Origin of the sequence: Pseudomonas sp. GD03944 (genome assembly GCF_029839275.1) — a bacterium.
Lineage (GTDB): Bacteria > Pseudomonadota > Gammaproteobacteria > Pseudomonadales > Pseudomonadaceae > Aquipseudomonas.
This window is the reverse complement of sequence record NZ_JAOCAH010000013.1, coordinates 90,056-114,773: the sequence shown is the minus strand read 5'-3', so window position 1 is coordinate 114,773 and position 24,718 is coordinate 90,056. Positions and strand designations below refer to the sequence as shown.

Here is a 24,718-nt window from a genome sequence, read left to right as displayed (position 1 = left end):
TCGCGTTCGGCATCGTGCACAGGGTCGCCATTCCATTGATCAATGGCGCATTTTGGTACTTAGCAGCGGCGACCTTTGCCGTTACACTGCGCGGCCTTCGACGAGGCGGCCCGTGTGGCGCCATACGAAGTCGCGGCTCCAGCCGCTGTACCAGCTATACCCGGGTCGCCTTCCGCGGCCCGCCGGATCGGGCGCCAGCCCGGTTGCGCTGCCCCTGCCAGAGTGGGGCTTCGCGGTCGATGAGCATCGGCCAGTCGCTATCCTGACCCCTACGAGGAAAAGCCGGTGGTCAAGAAAGCTTCGTCATTCGCCGCCCTGGGCGGCCTGGTGTACTCCACTGACAGTGGCCGGCATTGCCCGGATTGCAGTCAGCCGGTGGACGCCTGCATCTGCAGCAAGACCCAGATTCCCGCCGGCGACGGTGTGGCCCGTGTGCGCCGCGAGACCAAGGGTCGCGGTGGCAAGACGGTGACCACCATCACCGGTGTGCCCCTGGCCGAAGACCCCCTGAAGGACCTGGCCAGCGCCCTGAAGAAGCGCTGTGGCTGTGGCGGTTCGCTCAAGGACGGGGTCATCGAGATCCAGGGCGATCACGTCGAGCTGTTGCTCGAAGAACTCATCAAGCGCGGCTTCAAGGCCAAGAAGTCCGGCGGCTAGTCGGCCTCTGAAAACCCCTGCAACCTGCCTGCCGCGTTGCCTTCGACGCGGGCCCGGCTGTCGCACGTGGCGTTTTCAAAGGCCTGCTGTTTTCGCGGTCTTCTAAACTTCCTCGGCAGATGGACAGTCCACTGCCGAGCAATCGTCATTTCCGGACTTTAATCTGTACACGCCCTGACGACGTCAGGGCCACTACCGCCAGCAAGGGAGACTTCGATGTCTGCACGACGCACACGTAAAGATGACGGCAGCCAATGGACCGTGGCGGACAGCCGCAGCGTCTATGGCATTCGCCATTGGGGCGCGGGCTATTTCGCGATCAATGACAAAGGCCGCGTCGAAGTGCGTCCGAACGGTCCGCAGAGCACGCCGATCGACCTGTTCGAACAGGTCGACGAGCTGCGCTCCAGCGGCCTCAGCCTGCCGTTGCTGGTGCGCTTCCCAGACATCCTGCAAGACCGCGTGCGCCAGCTGACCGGGGCGTTCGACGCCAACATCGCGCGCCTGGAATACCAGAGCAAATACACCGCGCTGTACCCGATCAAGGTCAACCAGCAGGAGGCGGTGGTGGAGAACATCATCGCCACCCAGAACGTTTCCATCGGCCTGGAAGCCGGCTCCAAGCCGGAGCTGCTGGCCGTGCTGGCGCTGGCGCCGAAGGGCGGCACCATCGTCTGCAACGGCTACAAGGACCGCGAGTTCATCAAGCTGGCGCTGATGGGGCAGAAGCTCGGCCACAACGTGTTCATCGTCATCGAGAAGGAATCCGAGGTGCAGCTGGTGATCGAGGAGGCGGCCGAACTCAAGGTCGCCCCGCAGATCGGCCTGCGCGTGCGCCTGTCGTCCCTGGCGTCGAGCAAGTGGGCCGACACCGGTGGCGAGAAATCCAAGTTCGGCCTGTCCGCGGCGCAGTTGCTGTCGGTGGTCGAGCGTTTCCGCGCGGCCAAGCTGGACCAGGGCATCCGCCTGCTGCACTTCCACATGGGCTCGCAGATCGCCAACCTGGGCGACTACCAGCACGGTTTCAAGGAAGCTATCCGCTACTACGGCGAGCTGCGCGGCCTGGGCCTGCCGGTGGACCACATCGACGTCGGCGGCGGCCTGGGCGTGGACTACGACGGCACCCACTCGCGCAACGCCAGCTCGATCAACTACGACATGGACGACTACGCCGGTGTCGTGGTCGGCATGCTCAAGGAATTCTGCGACGCGCAGGAACTGCCGCACCCGCACATCTTCTCCGAGAGCGGCCGCTCGCTGACCGCCCACCACGCCGTGCTGGTGGTGCAGGTGACCGACGTCGAGAAGCACAACGACGAAGTGCCGAGCATCGACGACAAGACCCCGCTGCCGGAAACCGTGCAGTGGCTGGTCGACCTGCTCGGGCCTACCGATATCGAGATGGTCACCGAGACCTACTGGCGCGCCACCCACTACATGAGCGACGTGGCGACCCAGTACGCCGATGGCAAGATCAGCCTGACCGAGAAGGCCCTGGCCGAGCAGTGCTACTTCGCCGTCTGCCGCCGCCTGCACAACTCGCTCAAGGCGCGTCAGCGTTCGCACCGCCAGGTGCTGGACGAGCTGAATGACAAGCTGGCCGACAAGTACATCTGCAACTTCTCGGTGTTCCAGAGCCTGCCGGACACCTGGGCCATCGGCCAGGTGCTGCCGATCCTGCCGCTCAACCGCCTGGACGAAGAACCGATGCGCCGCGCCGTGCTGCAGGACCTGACCTGCGACTCCGACGGCAAGATTCGCCAGTACGTCGACGAGCAGAGCATCGAAACCAGCCTGCCGGTGCACGAAGTGCGCGAGGGCGAGGACTACCTGCTGGGCATCTTCCTGGTCGGCGCTTACCAGGAAATCCTCGGCGACATGCACAACCTGTTCGGTGACACCGACTCGGTGAACATCTACCAGAACAACGACGGCAGCGTGTACCACGCCGGTATCGAGACCCACGACACCATCGAAGACATGCTGCGCTACGTGCACCTGTCGCCGGAGGAGTTGATGACCCACTACCGCGACAAGGTCGCCAGCGCCAAGATCACGGCCCGCGAACGCACCCAGTTCCTCGACGCCCTGCGCCTGGGCCTGACCCGCTCGTCCTACCTGTCGTCCTGACCGGAACGGCCCGCGGGGAGACATACCCGCGGGCCGTCACCCCGCAACACCTGACGCCTGCGCCATGCAGGCGTCTTGCTTTATCCGTCCCGCATATGTCGTGGCCGGCGCTGATCTGGTGTCTGGAACAAAAGCTCGCGGACAAGTCCGCTCCTACGGAGGTGGTTGCTACTCAAGGTGGCAGCGCACCTGTAGGAGGGGCTTCAGCCGCGAGCTCGGCGGCGTGGTGTTCGGCGCTGATCTGGCGTTTGGCCGAAGAGCTCGCGGACAAGTCCGCTCCTACGGAGGCGGTTGCTACCTCAAGGTGGCAGCACACCTGTAGGAGGGGCTTCAGCCGCGAGCTCGGCGGCGTTGTGTTCGGCGCTGATCTGGCGTTTGGCCGAAGAGCTCGCGGACAAGTCCGCTCCTAGGGAGGTGGTTGCTACCTCAAGTGGCAACACACCCGTAGGAGGGGCTTTAGCCCCGAGCTCGGCGGCGTGGTGTTCGGCGCTGATCTGGCGTTTGGCCGAAGAGCTCGCGGACAAGTCCGCTCCTACGGAGGGCACCCGACGTCAGCCCGTCACGCCAAACCCGCGTGCCATCAGCGTGGCCAGCAGCGGGATGATCAGCAGCAACAGCAGCTCCAGGCGAATGGTCATGGTCACCAGCTTGCCCTGGGCTGGGCTGATCTGTGGGGCCTGGCCGGCCTTGAGGCCCGCGCGCCATTTCAGGAATACCACGGTCGGGATGATCGACAGCAGGCCCACCAGGATGAACAGTCCGACCTTGGCGTGGAACACGCCGTTGCCCATGTAATAGCCAACGCCCTTGCCGAAGCCCATCACCCGCGCGGCGCCGGTGGCCAGCACCAGGCCGGCACAGAGGCCGTAGGCCATGTCGATGCGCATCAGGCTGCGTGCCCGGGCGAGGTCCAGGGGCGGTTTGAACAACTGGTGTTCCAGGGTCAGCAGGGCGAACAGCAGGAAGATCGACAGGTAATGCAGGTACGCGACAATCGCATCGGCCATGGGGGTGTCCTTCGTCAGGGCGGGTGTGCGCTGGCTGGCGCGTGTTCACCCCGGCCAGCGCGTCAGGCCTGGGCTCTGCCCCTCTGATGGGCGGGCGCAAACCACAGGCCACGGCGGTTCAGGCGGTAAGCATAGCCGGCCAGGCTGAGACCACGGATCAGCATGAAACACAGGAACGCCGCCCACAGGCCGTGGTTGCCGAACCCCTGCAGCAGCCAGCCCAGGGGCAGGCTCAGGGCCAGGGCGATGAGCATGGCGTCGCGCATTTCCCGGGCCCGGGTGGCGCCGATGAACAGGCCGTCGAGCAGGTAGCTCCAGACGGCCAACAGCGGCAGCACGGCGAGGTAGGGCAGGTAGGCGATGGCGGTCTGGCGGACTTCGGCGATGTTGGTCTGGAAGCCGATGAAGTAATCGCCCGCCACCAGGAAGAACAGCGCGAACCCCAGGCTCGCCAGCAGCGACCAGCCGCCGGCCACCACCAGGCTGCGGCGCAGCGCCAGACGATCCCGCGCCCCCAGCGCATGCCCGCACAGCGCCTCCACCGCATGGGCCAGGCCATCCAGGGCATGGGCGGTGAGCAGCAGGCCGTTGAGCAACAGGGCATTGGCCGCCACCGTTTCGTCGCCCAGGCGGGTGCCCTGCACGGTGATCAGGAAGAACACCGATTGCAGCGCCAGGGTGCGGATGAAAATGTCGCGGTTCACCGCCAGCAGCGGCCGCCAGTTCAGCCAGTGGCGCAGGGCGGACCAGTCGACCTGGCCGCTGTAGCGAGCCAGGGCATGGCGCGCCAGCCACAGGCCGAGCAGGGCGCCGCTCCATTCGGCAATCACCGACGACCAGGCGGCGCCCGCCACGCCCCAGCCCAGCCCCAGCACGAACAGCAGGTCGAGGGCCACATTCAGCAGGTTGGTGGTCAGCAGGATGGCCAGCGGCCCGCGGGCGTTCTGCGTGCCCAACAGCCAGCCGATCAGGGCGTAGCAGGTGAGGGCGGCAGGCAGGCCGAACAGGCGGATCTCGAAGTAGCTGCGCGCCAGGGTGTCCAGTTCCGCCGAGGGCTGCATCAGCGCCAGGGCCGCACTGCTGAACGGGATCGCCAGGATCAGCAGAAAGGCCGCCAGCAGGACGCCGAGCAGCAGGCCTTGCACCAGGATCTGGCGCAGGGCGCAGCCGTCCTCGCGGCCGGCTGCCTGGGCGGCGAAGCCGGTGGTGCCCATGCGCAGAAAACCCATGGCCCAGGTCAGCAGGGTGTAGAGGCTGCCACCCACGGCCACGGCGGCCAGCTGGTGGGCGTGCGGCAGGTGGCCGACCACGGCGCTGTCCACCAACGCCACCAGCGGCACCGACAGGTTGGACAGGATCATCGGCACGGCCAGCGCCCAGACTTTTCGGTGGGTAGGGGCGTGCTGCCAGGCGTCGCGTAACATCGGTTCTTCACTCCGGTCGAGCGGGGCAGTATACGACCGCTGTCAAGCCGCCAACGGTGCCTCGCCCGCAGCGCGTTGACGCCCCCCGAAAAGCCGTGCTCGGCCTCACTATTTTGCGTGGCCGCACTCGTTGCCCACAGGGGCCTCGACTATAGTGTGTGGCCTGTGCACCCGCCATTTTCCGGAGCCATCGATGCCGAACAAAGGACTGCTTCTGGCACTTGTCCTGAGCTTGCTCAGCGCCTGTGATTCATCCACCGAGCCCGCCGAGGTCACCAGTACGCCGGAGGCACCGGCAGCCAGCCCGGCGCAGCCACGGCCCGCGGTCGACCGCGATGCCCTGGCCCAGCGTTATGCCGGTCGCGAGCTGACGGTGGTCGATGTCTCCGAGGTGCAATTGGACGGCGCCAGCGCGCTGTCGGTGAGCCTGTCGGTGCCCCTCGACCCGGAGCAGAACTTCGCCGAGCGGCTGCACCTGGTCGACAGCAAGAGCGGCAAGGTCGACGGCGCCTGGGAGCTGGCCGACAACCTGATGGAATTGCGCCTGCGCCACCTGGAGCCCCAGCGCAAGCTGGTGGTGACCGTGGACGCCGGCCTGCGTGCGGTGAATGGCGCGACCCTGGCCAGCGAGCATGTGACCCGCCTGGAAACCCGTGACCTGCAGGCCAGCGTCGGCTTTGCCAGCCGCGGCTCGCTGCTGCCGACGCGGCTCACCGACGGGCTGCCGGTGATCACCCTCAACGTCGACAAGGTCAACGTCGAGTTCTTCCGCATCAAGCCCGATGCCGTGCCGCGCTTCCTCAGCCAGTGGGGCCGCAGCAGCAACCTGGACACCTGGGAAGCGCAGTCGCTGCTGCCGATGGCCGACCTGGTCTACGGCGGCCGTTTCGACCTCGACCCCGCCCGCAACACCCGGGAAACCGTGCAATTGCCGATCGCCGGCCTGGAGCCGTTCAAGGAGCCGGGCGTGTACCTGGCGGTCATGCGCGCCGCCGGCAGCTACAGCTATTCCCAGCCGGCCACGCTGTTCACCCTGAGCGACATCGGCTTGTCCGTCCACCGTTATCGCGGGCGCCTGGATGCCTTCACCCAGGCCCTGGAAGGCGGCAAGGCGCTGTCCGGCGTCGAGCTGGAACTGCTGGACGACAAGGGCCAGGTGCTGGCCACCGGCAAGACCGACGGTGCCGGCCACGCCGAGCTGCCGCTTCCCGACAAGGCTGACGTGCTGCTGGCGCGCCAGGGCGAACAGACCAGCCTGCTGCGTCTCGGCTCGCCGGCGCTGGACCTGGCCGAGTTCGATATCGGCGGGCCCCAGGCCCATCCCCTGCAATTCTTCGTGTTCGGCCCGCGTGACCTGTACCGCCCCGGCGAAACCGTACTGATCAACGCACTGCTGCGGGACAGCGACGGGCGCCTGGTCAAGCCGCAGCCAGTGAGCGTCGAGGTGCGCCGCCCGGACGAGCAGGTCAGCCGCAAGTTCGTCTGGCAGGCCGATGATTCCGGCCTCTATCAGTACGCCCTGCAACTGGCGGAGGAAGCGCCCACGGGTCGCTGGCAGCTGCTGTTCGACTTGGGCGATGGCTCGCCGCAACTCTATGAATTCTCCGTGGAGGATTTCCTGCCCGAGCGCCTGGCGCTGGAACTCAAGGGCAGCGACACGCCGTTCCACCCCTCCGACGACCCCCGCTTCGCCGTGACCGGCCGTTACCTCTACGGCGCGCCGGCCGCCGGCAACCGCCTCAGTGGCCAGGTCTACGTGCGCCCGCTGCGTGACGCGGTGGCCAGCCTGCCGGGCTACCAGTTCGGCTCGGTCACCGAGGACGAGCTGAGCCAGGACATCGAACTGGATGAAGTCCAGCTCGACGACCAGGGCAAGACCACGGTGGCCCTCGACAGCCGCTGGAGCGACGCCAAGTCGCCGCTGAAACTGATCCTGCAGGCCAGCCTGCGGGAGTCCGGTGGTCGCCCGATCACCCGACGCATCGTCCAGCCGGTCTGGCCGGCCGACCGTCTGCCCGGTGTGCGTGGCCTGTTCGACGGCGAGGAGGTCGACGCCGACAGCCTGGCCGAATTCGACGTGCTGGTGGCCGATGCCAAGGGCAACAAGCTGGCTGCCGATCAGCTCACCGTGCGCCTGATCCGCGAGCGCCGCGACTACTACTGGAACTTCTCCGAAAGCGATGGCTGGAGCCACCACTACAACGAGAAATACCTGACCCTCAACGAAGAAACCCTCAGCGTCGCCGCCGGCGGCACCACCAAGGTCAGCTTCCCGGTGGAGTGGGGCCCCTATCGCATCGAAGTGATCGACGCCGAGACCGGCATGCTCAGCAGCCTGCGCTTCTGGGCCGGCTACCGCTGGCAGGACAACGCTGAAGGCGGCGCCGTGCGCCCGGACCAGGTCAAGCTGGCGCTGGACAAGCCGGCCTATGCCGACGGCGACACCGCCAAGGTCACCGTGACCCCGCCGGCGGCGGGCAAGGGCTACCTGCTGGTGGAGTCCAGCGAGGGGCCGTTGTGGTGGCAAGAGATCGAGGTGCCAGCCGAAGGCAAGGCATTCGACATCCCGATCGCCAAGGACTGGGCGCGCCACGACCTGTACGTCAGCGCCCTGGTGGTTCGCCCGGGCGAGCGCAAGAACAACGCCACGCCGAAGCGCGCGGTCGGCCTGCTGCACCTGCCGCTGGACCGTGCCCCGCGCAAGCTGGCCCTGACCCTGCAAGCGCCGGAGAAGATGCGGCCCAAGCAGCCGCTGAGCATCAAGGTGCAGGCGCGCAACGCCGATGGCAGCGTGCCGGAGCACGTCAACGTGCTGCTGGCGGCGGTGGATGTCGGCATCCTCAACATCACCAGCTACGCCACCCCGGACCCGTTCGCCAGCCTGTTCGGGCGCAAGGCCTACGGCGCGGACCACCTGGACGTCTACGGACAACTGATCGAAGCCGGCCAGGGCCGTACGGCGAAACTGGCGTTCGGTGGTGACGCGGAACTGGCGGCCGGTGGCAAGCGCCCCGACACCAGCGTGCTGATCGTCGCCCTGCAAAGCCAGCCCGTGCGCCTGAATGCCCAGGGCGAAGGCGAAGTCAGCCTGGACATTCCCGACTTCAACGGCGAGCTGCGCCTGATGGCTCAGGCCTGGACCGATGAGCGCTACGGCATGGCCGAGGCCAAGACGGTGGTGGCCGCGCCGCTGATCGCCGAGCTGTCGACGCCGCGCTTCCTCGCCGGTGGCGATGAAACCACCCTGGCACTGGACCTCAGCAACCTGTCGGGCGCCGCGCAGAAACTGGACGTGCAGCTGCAGGCCGAGGGGCAGATGAGTCTGCTGCAGCCGGGCGATGCGGCGGCAAAATCGATCAGCCTGGGCGACGGCGAACGCACCACCCTGCGGATTCCGGTGCGGGCGCTGGGCGGTTATGGCCAGGGCCGTTTCAGCGTCACGGTCAACGGCCTGTCGCTGCCCGGCGAGAACCTGCCGGCCTTCAGTCGCGAATGGACAGTGGGCGTGCGCCCGGCCTACCCGGCGCAGCTCAAGCATTTCCGCGCGGTGCTCAAGGGCGAACCCTGGACCCTGCCGGCCGATGCCTTGCCCGCCTTCGAGCCGGCCGGCCTGGAGGCGCGGCTGTCGCTCTCCAGCCGTCCGCCGCTCAACCTGGGCGAGCAGATTCGTGCGCTCAAGGCCTATCCCTATGGCTGCCTGGAGCAGACCACCAGCGGCCTGTACCCGTCGCTCTACGCCGATGCCGCAGCGCTGAAGAAGCTCGGCCTGGAAGGCGAGCCGGACGAGCAGCGCAAGCGCGCCATCGAGCTGGGCATCGAGCGCCTGCTGAGCATGCAGCGCTACAACGGCGGCTTCGGCCTGTGGGGCGCCGACAGCGAGGAAGAGTACTGGCTGACTGCCTACGTCACCGACTTCCTCCTGCGGGCCCGCGAGCGTGGTTTCGGCGTACCGGAAGAGGCGCTGAAAAAGGCCAACGAACGCCTGATGCGCTACCTGCAGGAGCGCAACCTCATCGAGGTCAGCTACAGCGATAACGCCAACCACAGTCGCTTTGCCGTGCAGGCCTACGCCGGCTACGTGTTGGCGCGCAGCCAGCAGGCGCCGCTCGGTGCGCTGCGCAGCCTGCATGAGCGCCGTGCCGATGCACTGTCCGGCCTGCCGCTGGTGCACCTGGCGGTGGCGCTGCAGAAGATGGGCGACCAGCCTCGGGCCGACGAAGCCCTGGCGGCGGGCCTGGCCCGTGGCCGCGACAGCGAGCGCTGGCTGGCCGACTACGGCAGCCCGCTGCGCGACCAGGCGCTGATCCTGGCGCTGCTGGAAGAGCACGACCTGGCGGCCGGTCGTCGTGAAGAACGCCTGTTCAACCTAGCGGACGAAGTGGCCGGCCAGCAATGGCTGTCGACCCAGGAGCGCAACTCGCTGTACCTGGCCGGTCGCAACCTGCTGACCAAGCCCGAGCCTGACTGGAAGGCCGCGCTGCAAAGCGGCGCGTTCGCCTTCGAACTGAGCAACGCGCAGTCCGGCATCAAGCTGGACGGCAACGACCTGGCCAATCCGCTGACCCTGAGCAATGCCGGCGAGGCGACGCTGTACCAGCAACTGACCCTGTCGGGCTACCCGTCCAGGGCGCCGGCGGCTGGGGGCGAGAACCTGGAAATCTATCGCCAGTACCTGGGCATGGATGGCGAGCCGCTGAACCTGGAAGCGCTGGAAAGCGGTGAGCTGGTGCTGGTGCACCTGGCCATCTCCGCTCGTCAGCGGGTGCCGGATGCCCTGGTGGTCGACCTCCTGCCCGCCGGCCTGGAGCTGGAAAACCAGAACCTTGCCCAGAGCGCGGCAAGCCTGGACGACGCCAGCAGCAGCGTGAAGGAATGGCGCCGTTCGATGCAGAATGCCACGATCAAGCACCAGGAATTCCGCGGTGATCGCTACGTGGCAGCGGTGGACGTGAACGGCTACGACACCACCCACCTGCTGTACCTGGCCAGGGCGGTGACCCCGGGCAGCTACCGCGTGCCGCCACCCCAGGTGGAATCCATGTACCGGCCGAACTGGCAGGCCCTGGGCTCGACGCCCGGGCGCCTGGTGGTCAAGCCGCGCTGATCGAGCGAACGGCTGCTCAGTGAATCAACCCGCTGAGCAGCCACAGCCCGAGCAGCAGCCAGATGATCCCGCTGATGATGCCGCCCCGCAGAAACGCCCGCAGGGCGGCATACAGCAACAACAGGCCGATCACCAGCACGGCAATGCTCAGCAGCGACGGGGTGACGCCCAGGGTGCTGGCCATGCCATCGATGAAGCTGCTGACCGCATTCCCCAACACGCTGAAAAAGCCGCTCAAGCTCTCGACGATAAACCGGATGAACGCGCCAAATGCCTGGCCAAGCGACTCGAAGAAACCTTCTACATACATGTTCAATGATCCTGTGAGCCCGGCCACGATTGGCAGGGCGACGTGCCAGCGGATTGCCGGAATGGCTGTTGTATTGGGCTATGGCGCAGGCCGTTGAGTTCCCTGATGGCCTCACGATGTCACGGCGCCCGTCAGTGACAGGGCCTTGCCATGTGTAAGTGGATGCGTCGACGCGTCTGGCGCTGGCTCTCTGCACCGCTGGCTCTGCTTCTGACGCTGTGGCTGGCGGACTGGCTGTTTCCGCTGCCATTGCCCGAGGATGACCTGGCCCGGGTGGTGCTCGCCGAAGACGGCACGCCGCTGTGGCGCTTCGCCGACCGCGACGGCGTGTGGCGCTACCCGATCAGCCCGGACGAGGTGTCGCCCTATTACCTGGACGCCCTGCTGACCTACGAAGACCGCTGGTTCTACCAGCACCCCGGGGTCAACCCGCTGGCGCTGGGCCGGGCGGCCTGGCAGAACCTCGGCGGTGGGCGCGTGGTGTCCGGTGGCAGCACCCTGTCGATGCAGGTGGCGCGGTTGCTCGACCCCCATGCGCGCAGCTACCCCGGCAAGCTCAAGCAGTTGTGGCGCACCCTGCAGTTGGAGTGGCACCTGTCCAAGGACGAGATCCTCGCCCTCTACCTCAACCGCGCGCCCTTTGGCGGTACCTTGCAAGGCGTCGCGGCAGCCAGCTGGGCCTACCTCGGCAAGCCGCCGAGCCAACTGACCCGGGCCGAAGCGGCCTTGCTCGCCGTACTGCCCCAGGCACCGAGTCGCCTGCGCCCGGACCGTCACCCGGAGCGTGCGCAGCTGGCCCGGGACAAGGTGTTGCAGCGCCTGGGCAGCTTTGGCGTCTGGCCACAAGCGGCCATCGACGATGCCTTGGAAGAACCGGTGCTGCTGGCGCCCCGTCAGGAGCCACGCCTGGCGCCGTTGCTGGCACGGCGGCTGAACACCCCCGGCAGCCCACCGCTGATCCGCACCACCCTGGATGCTGCGTTGCAGCGGCGCCTGGAAGACTTGCTGATGGGCTGGCGCGCCCGCCTGCCCGAGCGCACCTCGGCGGCGATCCTGGTGGTGGAGCAGCCGAGCATGGCCGTACGTGCCTACCTCGGGTCGGTGGACATCAGTGACGTGCGACGCTTCGGCCATGTCGACATGGTGCGTGCCCAGCGTTCGCCGGGCTCGACCCTGAAACCCTTCCTCTACGGCATGGCCCTGGACAGCGGCCTGATCCATTCCGAATCCCTGCTGCAGGACGTGCCCCGCCGTTACGGCGACTACCGGCCGGGCAACTTCGCCGCCGGGTTCAGCGGCGCCGTATCGGCCAGCGAAGCCCTGGCCCGCTCGCTCAACCTGCCGGCGGTGCAATTGCTGGAAGCCTACGGGCCGAAACGCTTCGCCGGCGAGTTGCGCAGTGCCGGGGTGCCGCTGGCATTGCCGCCGCTGGCCGAACCGAACCTGGCGTTGATCCTCGGTGGGGCCGGCAGCCGCCTGGAAGAACTGGTGAGCGGTTACAGCGCGTTCGCCCGCGGTGGCAAGGCCGCGCGCCTGCGTTTTCGGCCCCAGGACCAATTGCAGGAACGGCGCCTGCTGTCGCCAGGATCGGCCTGGATCGTGCGACGCATCCTCAGCGGCCAGGCGCGCCCGGACCGCGACCCGCGGGCGCAACTGGTGCAACGCCCGAGCCTGGCCTGGAAGACCGGCACCAGTTATGGCTTTCGCGATGCCTGGGCCATCGGCGTGGCACCGCGCTACGTCATCGGCGTGTGGATCGGCAGGCCGGACGGCACGCCGGTGCCCGACCAGTTCGGTCTGGCCTCGGCGGCGCCGCTGCTCCTGCAAGTGCACGACCTGCTGGCCAACCGTGATAGCCAGCGCGGCGTCGGGCTGCCGGCAGACCCGCAGCCGGCGGAGGTTGGCGTGGCCGCGATCTGCTGGCCGCTGGGCCAACCGCTGGATAGCCGCGATCCCAATTGCCGCCGTCAGCGTTTCGCCTGGACCCTGGACGGCACCACGCCGCCGACCCTGCAGGCTCTGGACCAGCCCCTGGGGCAGGGTCTGCAAGCCAACATCTGGCTCAACGAGCAGGGGCTGCGTGTCGCCCCAGGCTGTCCTGGCGCTCAACCCCAGACCGTGGCCCTGTGGCCAGCACCGCTCGAGCCCTGGCTGCCGCGACGTGAGCGACGGGGCGCGCGCCTTCCGGCGGCCGACCCCTCCTGCCCCCCGCAACGCGAGCCCGCCGCCGCGCCGCTGTCGATCGTCGGCGTGCGCCAGGGCGACCAGTTGCAACGCCCGGCGGGCAGCGCCGAGCCGTTGCGCCTGCGCCTCTCCGCCCTGGGCGGCAGCGGGCGCCGCTGGTGGTTCGTCGACGGCCAGCCCGTGGCCGAAACCGCCGCGGACGAACTCTTCAGCCAGCCCTTCCCGCGTACGGGGCGCTATCAACTGAGCGTGCTGGATGAAGGCGGGCAGACGGCGCGCCTGGAGTTCAGTGTGGGGCAGTGAGCCAATGGCTCTGTGATACCCAAGCCATTCGACGGATCGCTGATATCCAATGCACTGCTTGTGCGAATTGCGACCCTTTGCGGTGGCTCGTACCGGCATGGGCACGCCATTTTTCAGGATTCAGCGCAGTGCCGACAAATCTAAGACAGCTCTGATTTATCTGGTTGTGAGAGGTGCGCTCCAATCTGCGCCGTTTATCCGGCGCTCTCAAGGATTGAAGGCATGTCTCTTCGCTGCATTTTCCAATCTCTCCCCCTGCTGCTCGCGCTTCACCTTCTGCCCGCTGCTGTGAACGGTCAGACGCCGGCTGACCGTGACCTTGTCCGCGAGCGCCAGGAGCGCCTGCTGCACGAGCAGGAGCGCCGCCTCGAAGAACTGCGCCAACTGCCCGGTGATGCGCCCGTCCTCACGGAAACGCCGGCGCCGACCGATGAGCGCTGCTTCGATATCCAGCAGATCAGCCTTCAGGGCGCCTCGCTGCTCAGCGAGGCGGACAAAGCCTCGATCCTGCAGCCCTTCGCGGGCGAATGCCTGGGCGTCGGGCAACTGAACCAGGTGCTCAAGGCCATCACCAATCACTATGTCGGGCGGGGCTATGTCACCACCCGGGCCTACTTGCCCCAGCAGGACCTCTCCAGCGGCACCCTGAGCGTGATCGTGGTCGACGGCCGGCTGGAAGGGCTGGACGCGTCCGAGCTGGCCAGTGAGCGGGAGCTGGGCATGGGCTTTCCCGGGCAGACCGGCGAAGTGCTCAACCTGCGTGAGCTGGAGCAACTGGTCGAGCAGCTCAATCGCCTGCCGTCGCGCCAGGCACAACTGGAGCTGGTGCCCGGCGCGGAGGTGGGCGGCAGCCGCGTGCAACTCCAGGGTCAGCGCAGCAAGCCCTGGCGCGCCAGCCTCAATCGGCACAACGATGGCCAGCGCAGCACCGGCGAGCAGCAGTGGGGCCTTGGCCTGGACTGGGACAGCCCGCTGGGGCTGGCCGATCAGTTGAGCCTGCGGGCCGGGCGTGATGCGCTCAGCGACAGCCGCCGTCACTCCCACAACCAGAGCCTCAGCTACAGCGTTCCCTATGGCTGGTGGAGCTTCAACTACAGCTACAGCCAGAGCTACTACCGCACCCTCAACCAGGCCAACGGCTTCGCCTTCGAACTCGATGGTGACAGCAAGACCCACGCGCTGCGTGCCGAGCGGGTGCTGCACCGCGACAGCCTGAGCAAGACCGCGATCAATACCGGCGTCAGCCACCTGCGCACCAACAACTTCATCCTCGGTAACCGCATCGACGTGTCGAGCCAGCGCCTGTCGGAGGCGCAACTGGGCTTCAACCACGGGCGGCGTATCGGCACCGCCTTCGTCAACGCCGACATTGGCTGGCAGCAGGGCATCGGCAATTTCGACGCCCAGGGCGCGGGCAATCCCCAAGGCGGCCAACCCGTCGCCCGCTACAACAAGTACAGCCTGACCCTCAGTTACCTGCAGCCGTTTCAGCTGTGGGGCGAGTCCTTCAGCTTCGACAGCCTGCTCAACGGGCAGAAGAGCGAAGACGTGCTGTTCAGCGCGCAGCGCATCAGCATCGGCGGCCTGAGTTCGGTGCGCGGCTTCAAGGACCAGTCACTCTCCGGCGACAGCGGCGGCTACTGGCGTAACCAGTTGCGCTGGCGCCGCGCGGTGACCTGGCAGCCCTTGCAACCCTTCGTGCAGGAGTACGGCGTGGCCTTCGCCTACGACCTCGGCGTGATCGAGGGCGGACGCTATAACCCTGACCTGCGGGGCCGCCTCTCCGGCAATGCCGTCGAGCTGAGCGCCCGGGGTAAGCACCTCGCCGCCGCTATCAACTTCGCTCATTCCCTGGACCGCCCTGATGCCGTCACCGAGCGTGAGCGGCCTGTGTATGTCCGCCTGGATGCCTTCTTCTAATTCGACGCGTAACGGAGCTCTTCACATGGACGTTCGCAGCCCGCTTTTCCAGAACATCGCGCTGATTCTTGCCGGGGTGATGTTCCTCAATCCTATCGTTGCCACGGCCGCACAACTGACCGTCGATGCCCAGGCGGGCGGTAACACGCGTCTGGATCAGGCCGCTAACGGCGTGCCGATCGTGAACATTGCCACGCCCAGTGGAGGTGGGCTTTCGCACAACAAATTCACCGACTACAACGTCGGCCAGCAGGGCCTGATCCTCAACAATGCCACCGAGCGGTTGCAAAGTACCCAGCAGGGCGGGCTGATCATCGGCAACCCGAATCTGCAGGGGCGTGCAGCGGGCGTCATCCTCAACGAGGTCACTGGCAGCAACCGCAGCCAGCTCAAAGGGTACACCGAGGTGGCCGGGCAGGCCGCCCACGTTATCGTCGCCAATCCCCATGGCATCACTTGCGATGGCTGTGGCTTCATCAACACCCCGCGCGCGACCCTGAGCACCGGCATTCCGGTGATTGAAAACGGCCGCCTTGATCGTTTCGCTGTCGAGGGTGGCGATATCGCCATCGAAGGCGCTGGACTCAACGCCGATAACATCGATCAGTTCGACCTGATCACCCGTAGCGCCAGGATCAATGCCGGCATCCATGCCAACCACCTGAACATCGTCGCCGGTCGCAACGACGTGGATGCCGTCACCCTGGCCGCCACGACCAAGGCCGACAAGGGCGGCGACAAGCCACTGCTGGCGATCGACAGCAGCGCCCTGGGCGGCATGTATGCCGGTGCCATCCGCCTGGTCGGCACCGAAGCCGGTGTCGGTGTGAAGCTCGCCGGAGACATGGCGGCCAGTGCCGGGGATATTCGGATTGATGCCAATGGACACCTGAGCCTGGCGCGTACGGCAGCCAGCGAAAACCTGTCGGTGGCAGGGCGTAGTGTCGAGCTAAGCGGGCCGGCCTATGCCGCCGGTAATGTGGTCATTGAGAGCGTCGACAGGCTCAGCAACCAGAAGAGTCTCGCAGCCGCCGGCTCTATCACGGCAGAGGCTGGAAGCATCGACAACAGCGGCATCGTCGAGGCCGGCGTAGCGACGGACAACAGTCGCAACACCCTTGGGGATGTCAGCCTGAAAGGCGGCACGTTGCGTAATACCGGTCGCGTGCTTGCCAGTCGCGACTTGCAGGTGCAGGCAAGGCACTCGCTGGACAATCAGGGCGGGGCACTCGGTGGTCAGGCAGCGACCCGTGTTCAGGCGGATACGTTGGATAACCGCGGCGGCCGCATCCTGGCCCGTGACGAAATACAGGTCCATACCCGCCATCTGGACAATGCAGATAGCGGCCTGGTATCCGCCGGCCGGGCTGTAACGCTGCATACCGAGACGCTGGCTAATCGGGAGGGTGAAGTCTCCAGCCAGGGCAAACTGCGGATCGTTGGCGATGAAGTGGACAACCGCAAGGGGCGGCTGGTCGGCGAGCAGGGTGCGAGCGTTGACGCCAGCAGGCTGCGCAATACCCAGGGTCTTGTCGCCTCGTCTGCAAGGCTGGAGGTGCGTGCTGGAAGTCTGGACAACAGCGCCCAGGGCACGTTGACCAGCCAGGGTGTGCTGGCGGTCCAGGTCGATGGGCTGCTGGACAATAGCGCCGATGGCACCTTGATCGGCAACAGTCGCCTTTCCATGCAAGCCGCCCAGGTGGACAACCGTGGCGGGCGTCTACTCGCAACGGATGACCTGAGCCTGGGCGCGGGGCGCGTCGACAATAGCGGGCGTGGTGTGATCGACAGCAGTGGCGCGGCGCATGTGGACGTCACCTATCTCGACAACCGTGACGCCGGCCTGCTGTCCGCTGGCACGCGACTCAGCCTGAGCGCGGAGCGCGTAGACAACGCCACTCAAGGGCGGATCGTCGGCAAGGGCGACCTGTCATTGCGTGTCGGCGAGCTTTACCAGCAGGGAGGTGAACTGGCCAGCCTGGGTGTACTCAGCGTGCAGGGCGACAGGCTCGACAACGGCCGTGGTGGGCGGGTTGCGGCGGGTGAGGCCATCGATCTTTCGGTCGACAGCGTCGACAACCGTGGCGGGGAAATCTCCAGCACGAACCGGGTCGGCATCGTCAGCGCCACGCTGGACAACAGCGAGGGCGGCATCATCACCAGTGGGCGTGAGCTCGATGTACAGGTCCACGAGCTGGACAACCGGGCTAGCGGCACACTGTCGGCAGGTACCACGTTGCGGCTGGACAGCACGACGCTGAACAACACACAGGCTGGACTGCTCGCCAGCGGCGCAGGGATGGAACTGACCAGCGAGGCGCTGCACAACGGGGGTGGACAAATCCTCGCTGAAGCACACCTGAAGGCGCAGCTCGGCGTTCTGGGCAATCAGAACGGTGTGCTAAGAACGCGGGATGGCCTGCGGCTCGAGGCCATGTCGGTCGACAATCAGGGAGGGCTGATTACCAGCGGCGCCACCCTCGACCTGACCGCCAATACCCTTGATTCCAGCAATAAAGGCGAAGTCTCGGCCAAGGGCGATCTGTACCTGCGTTTGGCTGAGCTCATACAACGCCAGGGTGCTCTGATTGGCGAAGCCGGTGTTGCTCTGGATATGCGCGACGGCCTGCTGGACAACCGCGGCGGCCTTGTCTCAGCCGTCGGCCCGTTGAACATCGACAACCTGCGGGCTTTGGACAATCGCCAAGGTGGTGAAGTGTTCTCCTCGCAGTCCTACCGCTTGACTGCCTCCACCCTGGACAACCGTGACCAGGGACGGCTCATCAGCGCCGACACCCTGGGCCTTGAAGCCGAGGTCCTGCGCAACAGCGAGGGTGGTCTGATCTCTGGCTGGCAGGGTCTGGACATTGAGGGCGGTCAACTCGACAACAGTGCCAAGGGCACCCTGTCGAGCAAGGATGGCACGTTGAACGTGACGCTGAGTGGCCAATTGGACAACCACGGCGAAGGCGCGCTCGTGAGCCGGGGTGATCAGCATCTTGTGGCTGCTGATCTGAACAATCGTGACGGCGGTATCGTCTCCAGCCAGGGCGCGCTCGACCTCGCCCTCACGGGGCAGCTGGACAACCGCGATGCCGCACTGATCAGCGCCCAGGGCGAACTGCGGCTGCAGGCCCGCGACACGAACAATCAGGCAGGACAGGTCGTCGCCGGCCAGGCGTTGCACGTTCGCGGCACCAGCCTGGACAACACGGCCGGTGTGCTCAGCAGCGGTGCGGCCCTGAATCTGGCCTTGCAGGGCAACCTGCTCAATGCCGGTCAAGGGCAACTGGCTAGCGTCGGCCCGCTACGTATCGACGCTAGTCACATCGATAACCGTGGGGGGAAACTGGCCAGCCAGGGCTTGCTCACACTGTTTGCCACCAGCCTCGACAATGCCGACGGAGGCAGCCTGTTGGCGCGTCAGGCACTGGCGATCCGCCTTGCTGCTGGCCTGGACAACCGTCGCGATGGGTTGATCTACAGCCAGACAGATGGCCTGGACGTCGAAGCGCGGAGCGTCCTCAACGACGGTGGTGCCCTGCAGAGTGAAGGTGATCTGAGCGTACGGGCTGATACCGATCTGAGTAGCCAACAAGGTCGTATGGTCAGCGTCGGTGGCGATATGCACCTTCGCGCGGCGAATCTGGACAATCAGCGCGGAATACTCGACAGCGCGGCTGGCAACCTGCAATTGGACATCGTCGGGTTGGTCGACAACCGTGACGGTACGGTGCAGGGGCGTAGCCTGGGCGTGACCAGCGCCGATTTCGATAACGCCGATGGGCATTTTTCGGCGCTCGTCGGCGATAGTCGTATTCAGGTTCAGGCATTCAATAATCGAAACGGCGGCCTCTATGCTGAAGGTGCGCTTGAGCTGCGCGCCGACAGCATGGTCAACACCAATGGCCAGGTATCGGCCCGCGATATCGACGTCAGCCTCGGCGGTGCGCTTAATAATCAGGGCGGCCTGATCGAGAGCACGAGCCAGATGCTGCTGCGCGCCACCAGCCTTGATAACCAGGGCGGCAGGCTGCGTTCGTTGGGCAACGCCGGTGCCACACGCTTCGACATCGAAGTATTGAACAACCGTGATGGTCTGATCGAGACCGCCAACGCGAACCTGCTGCTTCAGGTCGGCACGCTGGATAACCTCGATGGCCGTATCCGGCACCTGGGCTCTGGCACCTTCGGCCTCACCACTGCCCAGGTACTGGCGGCCGGCGGCAGTCTGGTCACCGGCGGAGCGCTCGACGTCAGCGCCGCCACCTGGGTCAACAGCAGTCTGTTACAAGCCGCTCGTCTGGTGCTGAACGTGGGCCATTTCACCCAGACCGCCACCGGCCAGCTGTTGGCCAGCGACGCTTTCAGCGGTAGCGGCGACACCTGGGTCAACCACGGCGTGCTGGCCAGTGATGGCGACTTGCGCGTGACGCTCAGTGGCGGATACAGCGGCGAAGGCCGCCTGACCAGTCTCGGCGACCTGAGTCTGCGCGCAGCCGATGTCGCCATGTCGCAGAACGCCCGCATCAGCGCAGGTGGTCTGGCTGACATAAGCAGCAGTGGTCGGCTGGGTAACCAGGGCATCCTCACCTCGGTAGGCGACCTGAGCCTAGCCGCGACGCAACTGGATAACCGTGGCACCGTTGGCGGCAGTGCCGGCCTGCGCATCACCACGCCACACCTGAGCAACGAGAGTGGTCTGCTCTTCAGTGGTGCAGACATGACGCTGCAGGTGGGCGATTTCGTCAACTACCAGGCAGATGTCTACAGCCTGGGCAATCTGGACATTCTGGGCCAGGTTCCTGGCAGTCCTGCCAACCTGGTCGACAACAACTCCGGGACACTGGAGAGCACTGGCGACCTGCGCATCCAGGCGGCGACCCTGCGCAACCAGCGCGACCATTTCGCCACCGAGCAGCAGCGGGTGTCGGGCAATATCAATGTCTACTGGGACGATTTCTGCGACGGCAGGGGATGCGAGTGGTATTTCACCTCGGTAGAGCGCTTTGAGGATGTAGCCCTCGACGGCAGCACCTCTGCTGCCGCGCATATCGGCGCCGGCGGCGACCTGAACGTCAGCGGCAGCATGTTCGACAACCGCTACAGCACGGTGTCGGCCGGCGGTGACATTGGTATCGATACCGACGTGTTCAACAACATCGGTGCAGGCGGTGGCGAGGAGCGGCACCTGCGCTCCGGGGTGTACACCCGGGACCGCGGTATCTACCACACCTTCATTCATCAGGCGAACCTGTTCAACCAGTACAACAACCCGGCGTCGCCCAACTACGCACCAACCACGCTCTCGCGTGACCAGGTGATCCGTTCCGCCCCCGGTGGGTACTTCGAACAGTCTTCTTATGTCGTACCGGTCAGTGGCAGTGCCGTTGCGTCGGCCATCGTCCAGGCGGCGGGCGCGGTCAATATCACGGCCAGGGAGCAGCTCAACAACAGCGTGCTGCGCTCCGCCACCGCCTATGTTGGTGACATCTCCAGACATGTCGACACCTCGGTGGTTGCCAGCGCCGCCCCGCTACTGGCGATCACCACGCAATTGCCTCCCGATCTGGCGCATAAACAGGTCAACCCCTTGACCTTGCCAGGCTTCAGCCTGCCCACCGGGCAGAACGGCCTGTTTCGTATCAACCAACTGGCGGGCCAGGCAGCCGTCGCCAGTACAGCAGGCGACTACACCGATCTGCGTTTACCGGCTGTGGTCAATCCTGGCCAGGAGATGACACTGCCAGGCGGTGTTGGTAGTGATCAGTCCAGCCGCCCCACCAGGGCCACAGTGCCTCTGGCGATCAACGGTCTGCAGGGTGTCGAACGCCCGGCTATTCCTGGCAGGCACCACAGGTACCTGATCGAAACCAACCCGGCCTTGACCGAGCTGGGTCGTTTCCTCAACTCCGATTACATGCTTGGGCAACTGGGCTACGACCCTGACCAGGTGCAGAAACGTCTGGGCGATGGCCTCTACGAGCAACGCCTGATCCGCGAAGCCATCATCGCTCGGACTGGCCAGCGCTTTGTTGCCGGGCGAAACAGCGACGAAGCCATGTTCCGTCACCTGATGGACAACGCCATCGCCAGCAAGGATGCGCTGGACCTGTCGCTGGGGGTGAGCCTGAGTCCCGCCCAGGTTGCGGCGCTGACGCACGACATCGTGTGGATGGAAGAGCAGGAAGTACTGGGCGAAAAAGTTCTGGTGCCCGTGCTCTATCTGGCCCAGGCCGAAGGCCGTCTGATGGCCAACGGCGCGCTGATTCAGGGGCGCGACATGACCCTGATCAGTGGCAACGACCTGAACAACAGCGGCACGCTGCGGGCGAGCAATAACCTGACTGCCAAAGCAGCCAATGTCGATAACCGTGGCCTGATCGAGGCCGGCAATCGCCTGGAACTGCTGGCAGAAGGCAGCATCCGCAACGCGGCAGGCGGGATCATTGCGGGGCGTGATGTCAGCCTGAGTGCCCGCGCTGGCGACATCATCAACGAGCGCAGCATTACCACGGTCAGTGGTGGAGACCGTGGCTACCAGTACCGTGCCGACGTGGTGACGGCGGCCTCGCGGATCGAAGCAGCGAACGATCTGGCGCTTGGCGCCGGGCGTGACATTCGCAGTCAGGGCAGCGTGATTCAGGCCGGTGGTGATGGACGCCTGGCGGCCGGGCGCGACGTGCAGATCACCAGCCAGCGGGAGGAAGACAGCTACAGCTACCAACGGCGCCGAGAAACCGGCAACCAGTACCAGGTAGTGCAGCACGCCAGCGAATTGCAGGCAGGCGGCGACCTGGCCATCAGCGCCGGGCGTGACCTGGGCATCGTTGCCAGCCGCGTACAGGCGACCAGCGATATCAACTTCCAGGCAGCGGGCGATCTGGTGGTAGCCGCTGCGGCCAACGAAAGCCATGACGAGTCGTACCGCAAGCACGCGGGCAAAAAGACCCAGCGCATTGAAACCAGCGTCAGCCAGCAGCAAGCCGAAGTGGGGGCCGGTGGCAGCCTGATTGCGGTGGCGGGCGCCGATATGGAGCTGGTGGCCAGCGATCTCCGTAGCGGTGACGACGCCTTCCTGTATGCCGGCGAACAACTCGCCCTGCTCAGTGCGCAAAACAGCGACTACTACCTCTACGACATGAAGAAGAAGGGGCGTTGGGGCAGCAGGAAAACCCAGCGCGACGAAGTCACCACCATTCGCAATGTCGGCACCTCCATTACCAGCGGCGGTGACCTGACGCTGGTCAGCGAAGGCGATCAACGCTACCAGCGCGCCCGTCTGGACAGTGGCAACGACCTGACGCTGAACAGCGGTGGTGCCATTACCTTCGAGGCGGTGAAGGACCTGGATCAGGAGAGCCACGAGAAGAGCAAAAGCAGCTTGGCGTGGACCTCTGCCAAGGGTAAGGGCACCACCGACGAGACCGTGTTACAGAGCCAATTGATCGCCCAGGGCGACCTCGTGATCAAGGCCGTGGACGGTCTGAACATCGACATCAAGCAGGTTGATCAACAGACCGTCGGCCAGACCATCGATGCCATGGTCAAGGCCGATCCGGGCCTGGCCTGGCTGAAGGAAATGGAGCAGCGCGGCGACGTGGACTGGATGCGCGTCAAGGAAGTGCACGACAGCTTCAAGTACAGCCACTCAGGGTTGGGCGGCGCGGCGATGATCGTGACCGCCATCATCGTGACCTACCTGACAGCGGGGGTGGCGAGCGGGATCGTGGCAGGCGCCACCAACGCCGCTGCTGGCTCTACGATGGCTGCAGCCAGCGCGGCCACGGCTACCACTGCAGCAACCAGTGCCGGTCTCGGCAACATCATGGCGTCCGCCGTACTGACATCCGCAGCCAGTGGGGCTGCCATCAGCACGATCAACAACCGTGGTGATCTGGGGGCGGTACTTAAGGATGTGACGTCCAGCGATTCCTTGAAGGGATACGCGACCACAGCGGTAACCGCAGGTTTTACTGCGGGAGTGCTGGACAGTGCCTTCGGTGTAACGGGCGACAACGTCAACAGAATCACCAAAGGATTCGACCTGAGCAAACCTGCCGACCTCGCCAAGTTCGGTTCCTACCTGGGGGTGCAAGGCGGCGTTCAGGCCGCAGCACAAACCGCCCTGCAGGGCGGTAGCCTGGGCGACAACCTGCGCAGCGCCTTGACCAACCAGGTTCAGCATCTTCTGCAGGCCGGTGCATTCAATGCCGTGGGCGATTTCGCTGGCGGCAAGTGGGTAGACGGTATCCAGCTGGATGACGGCAGCCCTGGAAAAGTCGCGCTGCATGCAGTGGTGGGTGGTTTGCTCAGTGAAGCGACCGGCGGGGATTTCAAAACGGGCGCCCTGGTGGGAGGAGCCAACGAACTTCTGATCGAACAACTGTCCGGCGCCATCAAGGGCAACAAGAACCTGGAACTGGCTGTATCCCAGCTGATCGGCGTTGCAGCCGCGAGCGCGACCGGTGGCGATATGGCCAAGGCTGTGGAACTGGCGAAGAACGCGACGGCGTATAACCGGCAGTTGCATCCGGATGAAATTAAGTTCGCTTCCGATGATGAGCGTGTCAAACGTTATGCCGCTCAAGCCGGAATATCGGAAGAGGCTGCACGTGAAGAATTATTGCGTTCTGCTGCGGCGATGGTCGATAGGGGTTGGAACGAAGCTCTAAGTATTAGCGATGGAAATACCCCGCGGGCGACTAGTTTTTTAAGGGCGGAATTGTCCCAGAGCCAGTCTGGCCTCTTTCAGGTCACCTTAGCGGAATACAACAACGAGAGATTGGGATTGAAAGAGCTATTCAGTGATAGAGACGCACTGAATACGCTGGTGCGGGATGTCGCTCTGGTTGATCCGTTAGCCTACAAAACTGACCCTAAATTTTTCCAAGAAGCTTTGAACGCCAAGGGACTTGGTAGTCAGGACGGGTTTGGAAATGCGATTGAAGGCGCGATTTCAGGGCCATCGAAGGCTGCTATCTGGTTGATGGGCGCCGCCAATTGCCCTTCTTGTGCCCTGACAGATATTCAAGGAGCTTGGGATGCGGTCACGGATCTTCCGGAGGAGCTAAGTTACAGGGCTTATTTGGATAACCTGCATATTATGCAGGGCAAGGGTGCTAGCGTCGTTCAGCTGAATGCGTCATCAACAACCGCGCTGGGAATAGACGTTGGGCTTTCGGTTTCTCCGGTGCTGGGCGGGAAAGCGATGGCAGGCACGCTCTTAAAAAACGCAGGTCCAAAAGTGGCAGCGGAGGTTCCCAAGCTGGCTAGCCTTAGCAAAGTCACGGACGAGATGAGGGCCAATCCCTACCATCCGGATTGGCAGCGATACTCCGGTAGTGAGCCTAAAGCAGTTGGGGCGGATGTTGTTAGCGGAGGTGCACAAGCAGTGCATCCAAAGTCCCTAATTGGAAGGCAGGGCCGAGACGAAATATCTGGGGCACATGTAAAACGATTGACAAAGGATATGAAGGCTAATGGGTATGATGCTAACTACCCTATCGATGCGGCTAATGTGGACGGAAAGCTGATCATTCTTGATGGGCATCATCGCGTGCAGGCTGCTTCAAAAGCAGGGGTTCAAAATGTGCCAGTCAATGTGCACAATGTAACCAGAGAACAGGCTGATCAGCTTATGCGAGAAGCTGCTGAAGTTCGAGCGAGGGATTAAAAA

9 protein-coding genes are annotated in these 24,718 nt (G+C 65.1%); 6 read left to right on the top strand and 3 right to left on the bottom strand.

Translation table 11 applies throughout. The annotated features are described in order from the left end of the window. The first annotated feature begins 285 nt into the window (after positions 1 to 285). Both N5C28_RS18970 and speA read left to right on the top strand, forming a co-directional pair. Positions 286 to 657, top strand: a complete 372-nt coding sequence (locus tag N5C28_RS18970) for a translation initiation factor Sui1 (protein WP_279824725.1) — start codon at positions 286 to 288, stop codon at positions 655 to 657. 216 nt (positions 658 to 873) lie between these two features. Continuing rightward, positions 874 to 2,787 carry an arginine decarboxylase gene (gene speA / locus N5C28_RS18965; protein WP_279824724.1) on the top strand — a complete coding sequence of 638 codons (1,914 nt, stop codon included), beginning with the start codon at positions 874 to 876 and terminating at the stop codon, positions 2,785 to 2,787. 551 nt (positions 2,788 to 3,338) lie between these two features. On the opposite strand, the gene N5C28_RS18960 is transcribed toward speA, so the two are convergent. Then, positions 3,339 to 3,794, bottom strand: a complete 456-nt coding sequence (locus N5C28_RS18960) for a DUF2214 family protein (RefSeq protein ID WP_279824721.1) — start codon at positions 3,792 to 3,794, stop codon at positions 3,339 to 3,341. A 62-nt stretch (positions 3,795 to 3,856) separates the two neighbouring features. Next, positions 3,857 to 5,218: an MATE family efflux transporter gene (locus tag N5C28_RS18955; RefSeq protein WP_279824719.1), complete on the bottom strand. Its 1,362-nt coding sequence runs from the start codon at positions 5,216 to 5,218 to the stop codon at positions 3,857 to 3,859. A gap of 193 nt (positions 5,219 to 5,411) precedes the next feature. Between N5C28_RS18955 and N5C28_RS18950 the strand changes: the two genes are divergently transcribed. Further along, positions 5,412 to 10,322, top strand: coding sequence for an alpha-2-macroglobulin (locus N5C28_RS18950; RefSeq protein WP_279824718.1), 4,911 nt, complete (start codon positions 5,412 to 5,414; stop codon positions 10,320 to 10,322). A 16-nt stretch (positions 10,323 to 10,338) separates the two neighbouring features. Here the strand turns inward: N5C28_RS18950 and N5C28_RS18945 are convergent, their stop codons facing one another. After that, the gene (locus N5C28_RS18945; protein ID WP_279824716.1) at positions 10,339 to 10,632 is read right to left on the bottom strand and encodes a hypothetical protein; all 294 of its coding nucleotides are present in this window, start codon (positions 10,630 to 10,632) and stop codon (positions 10,339 to 10,341) included. A gap of 162 nt (positions 10,633 to 10,794) precedes the next feature. On the opposite strand from N5C28_RS18945, the gene pbpC reads away from it, so the two are divergent. From pbpC to N5C28_RS18930, 3 genes are all read left to right on the top strand, one after another. Continuing rightward, positions 10,795 to 13,119 (top strand): peptidoglycan glycosyltransferase PbpC, encoded by a 2,325-nt coding sequence (gene pbpC, locus N5C28_RS18940; protein WP_279824715.1) that lies wholly within the window; start codon positions 10,795 to 10,797, stop codon positions 13,117 to 13,119. Between the two features lie 222 nt (positions 13,120 to 13,341). Next, positions 13,342 to 15,039, top strand: a complete 1,698-nt coding sequence (locus N5C28_RS18935; protein ID WP_279824713.1) for a ShlB/FhaC/HecB family hemolysin secretion/activation protein — start codon at positions 13,342 to 13,344, stop codon at positions 15,037 to 15,039. Positions 15,040 to 15,064: 25 nt separating this feature from the next. Next, on the top strand, positions 15,065 to 24,715 hold the full coding sequence (locus tag N5C28_RS18930) for a DUF637 domain-containing protein (RefSeq protein ID WP_279824712.1): 9,651 nt from the start codon (positions 15,065 to 15,067) through the stop codon (positions 24,713 to 24,715). Positions 24,716 to 24,718: the final 3 nt, after the last annotated feature.

Coding starts and splice junctions, on each gene's coding strand:
- pbpC (WP_279824715.1), top strand. CDS start 10,795: ATGCGTCGACGCGTCTGGCGCTGGCTCTCTGCACCGCTGGCTCTGCTT.
- N5C28_RS18955 (WP_279824719.1), bottom strand. CDS start 5,218: ATGTTACGCGACGCCTGGCAGCACGCCCCTACCCACCGAAAAGTCTGG.
- N5C28_RS18950 (WP_279824718.1), top strand. CDS start 5,412: ATGCCGAACAAAGGACTGCTTCTGGCACTTGTCCTGAGCTTGCTCAGC.
- speA (WP_279824724.1), top strand. CDS start 874: ATGTCTGCACGACGCACACGTAAAGATGACGGCAGCCAATGGACCGTG.
- N5C28_RS18935 (WP_279824713.1), top strand. CDS start 13,342: ATGTCTCTTCGCTGCATTTTCCAATCTCTCCCCCTGCTGCTCGCGCTT.
- N5C28_RS18945 (WP_279824716.1), bottom strand. CDS start 10,632: ATGTATGTAGAAGGTTTCTTCGAGTCGCTTGGCCAGGCATTTGGCGCG.
- N5C28_RS18960 (WP_279824721.1), bottom strand. CDS start 3,794: ATGGCCGATGCGATTGTCGCGTACCTGCATTACCTGTCGATCTTCCTG.
- N5C28_RS18930 (WP_279824712.1), top strand. CDS start 15,065: ATGGACGTTCGCAGCCCGCTTTTCCAGAACATCGCGCTGATTCTTGCC.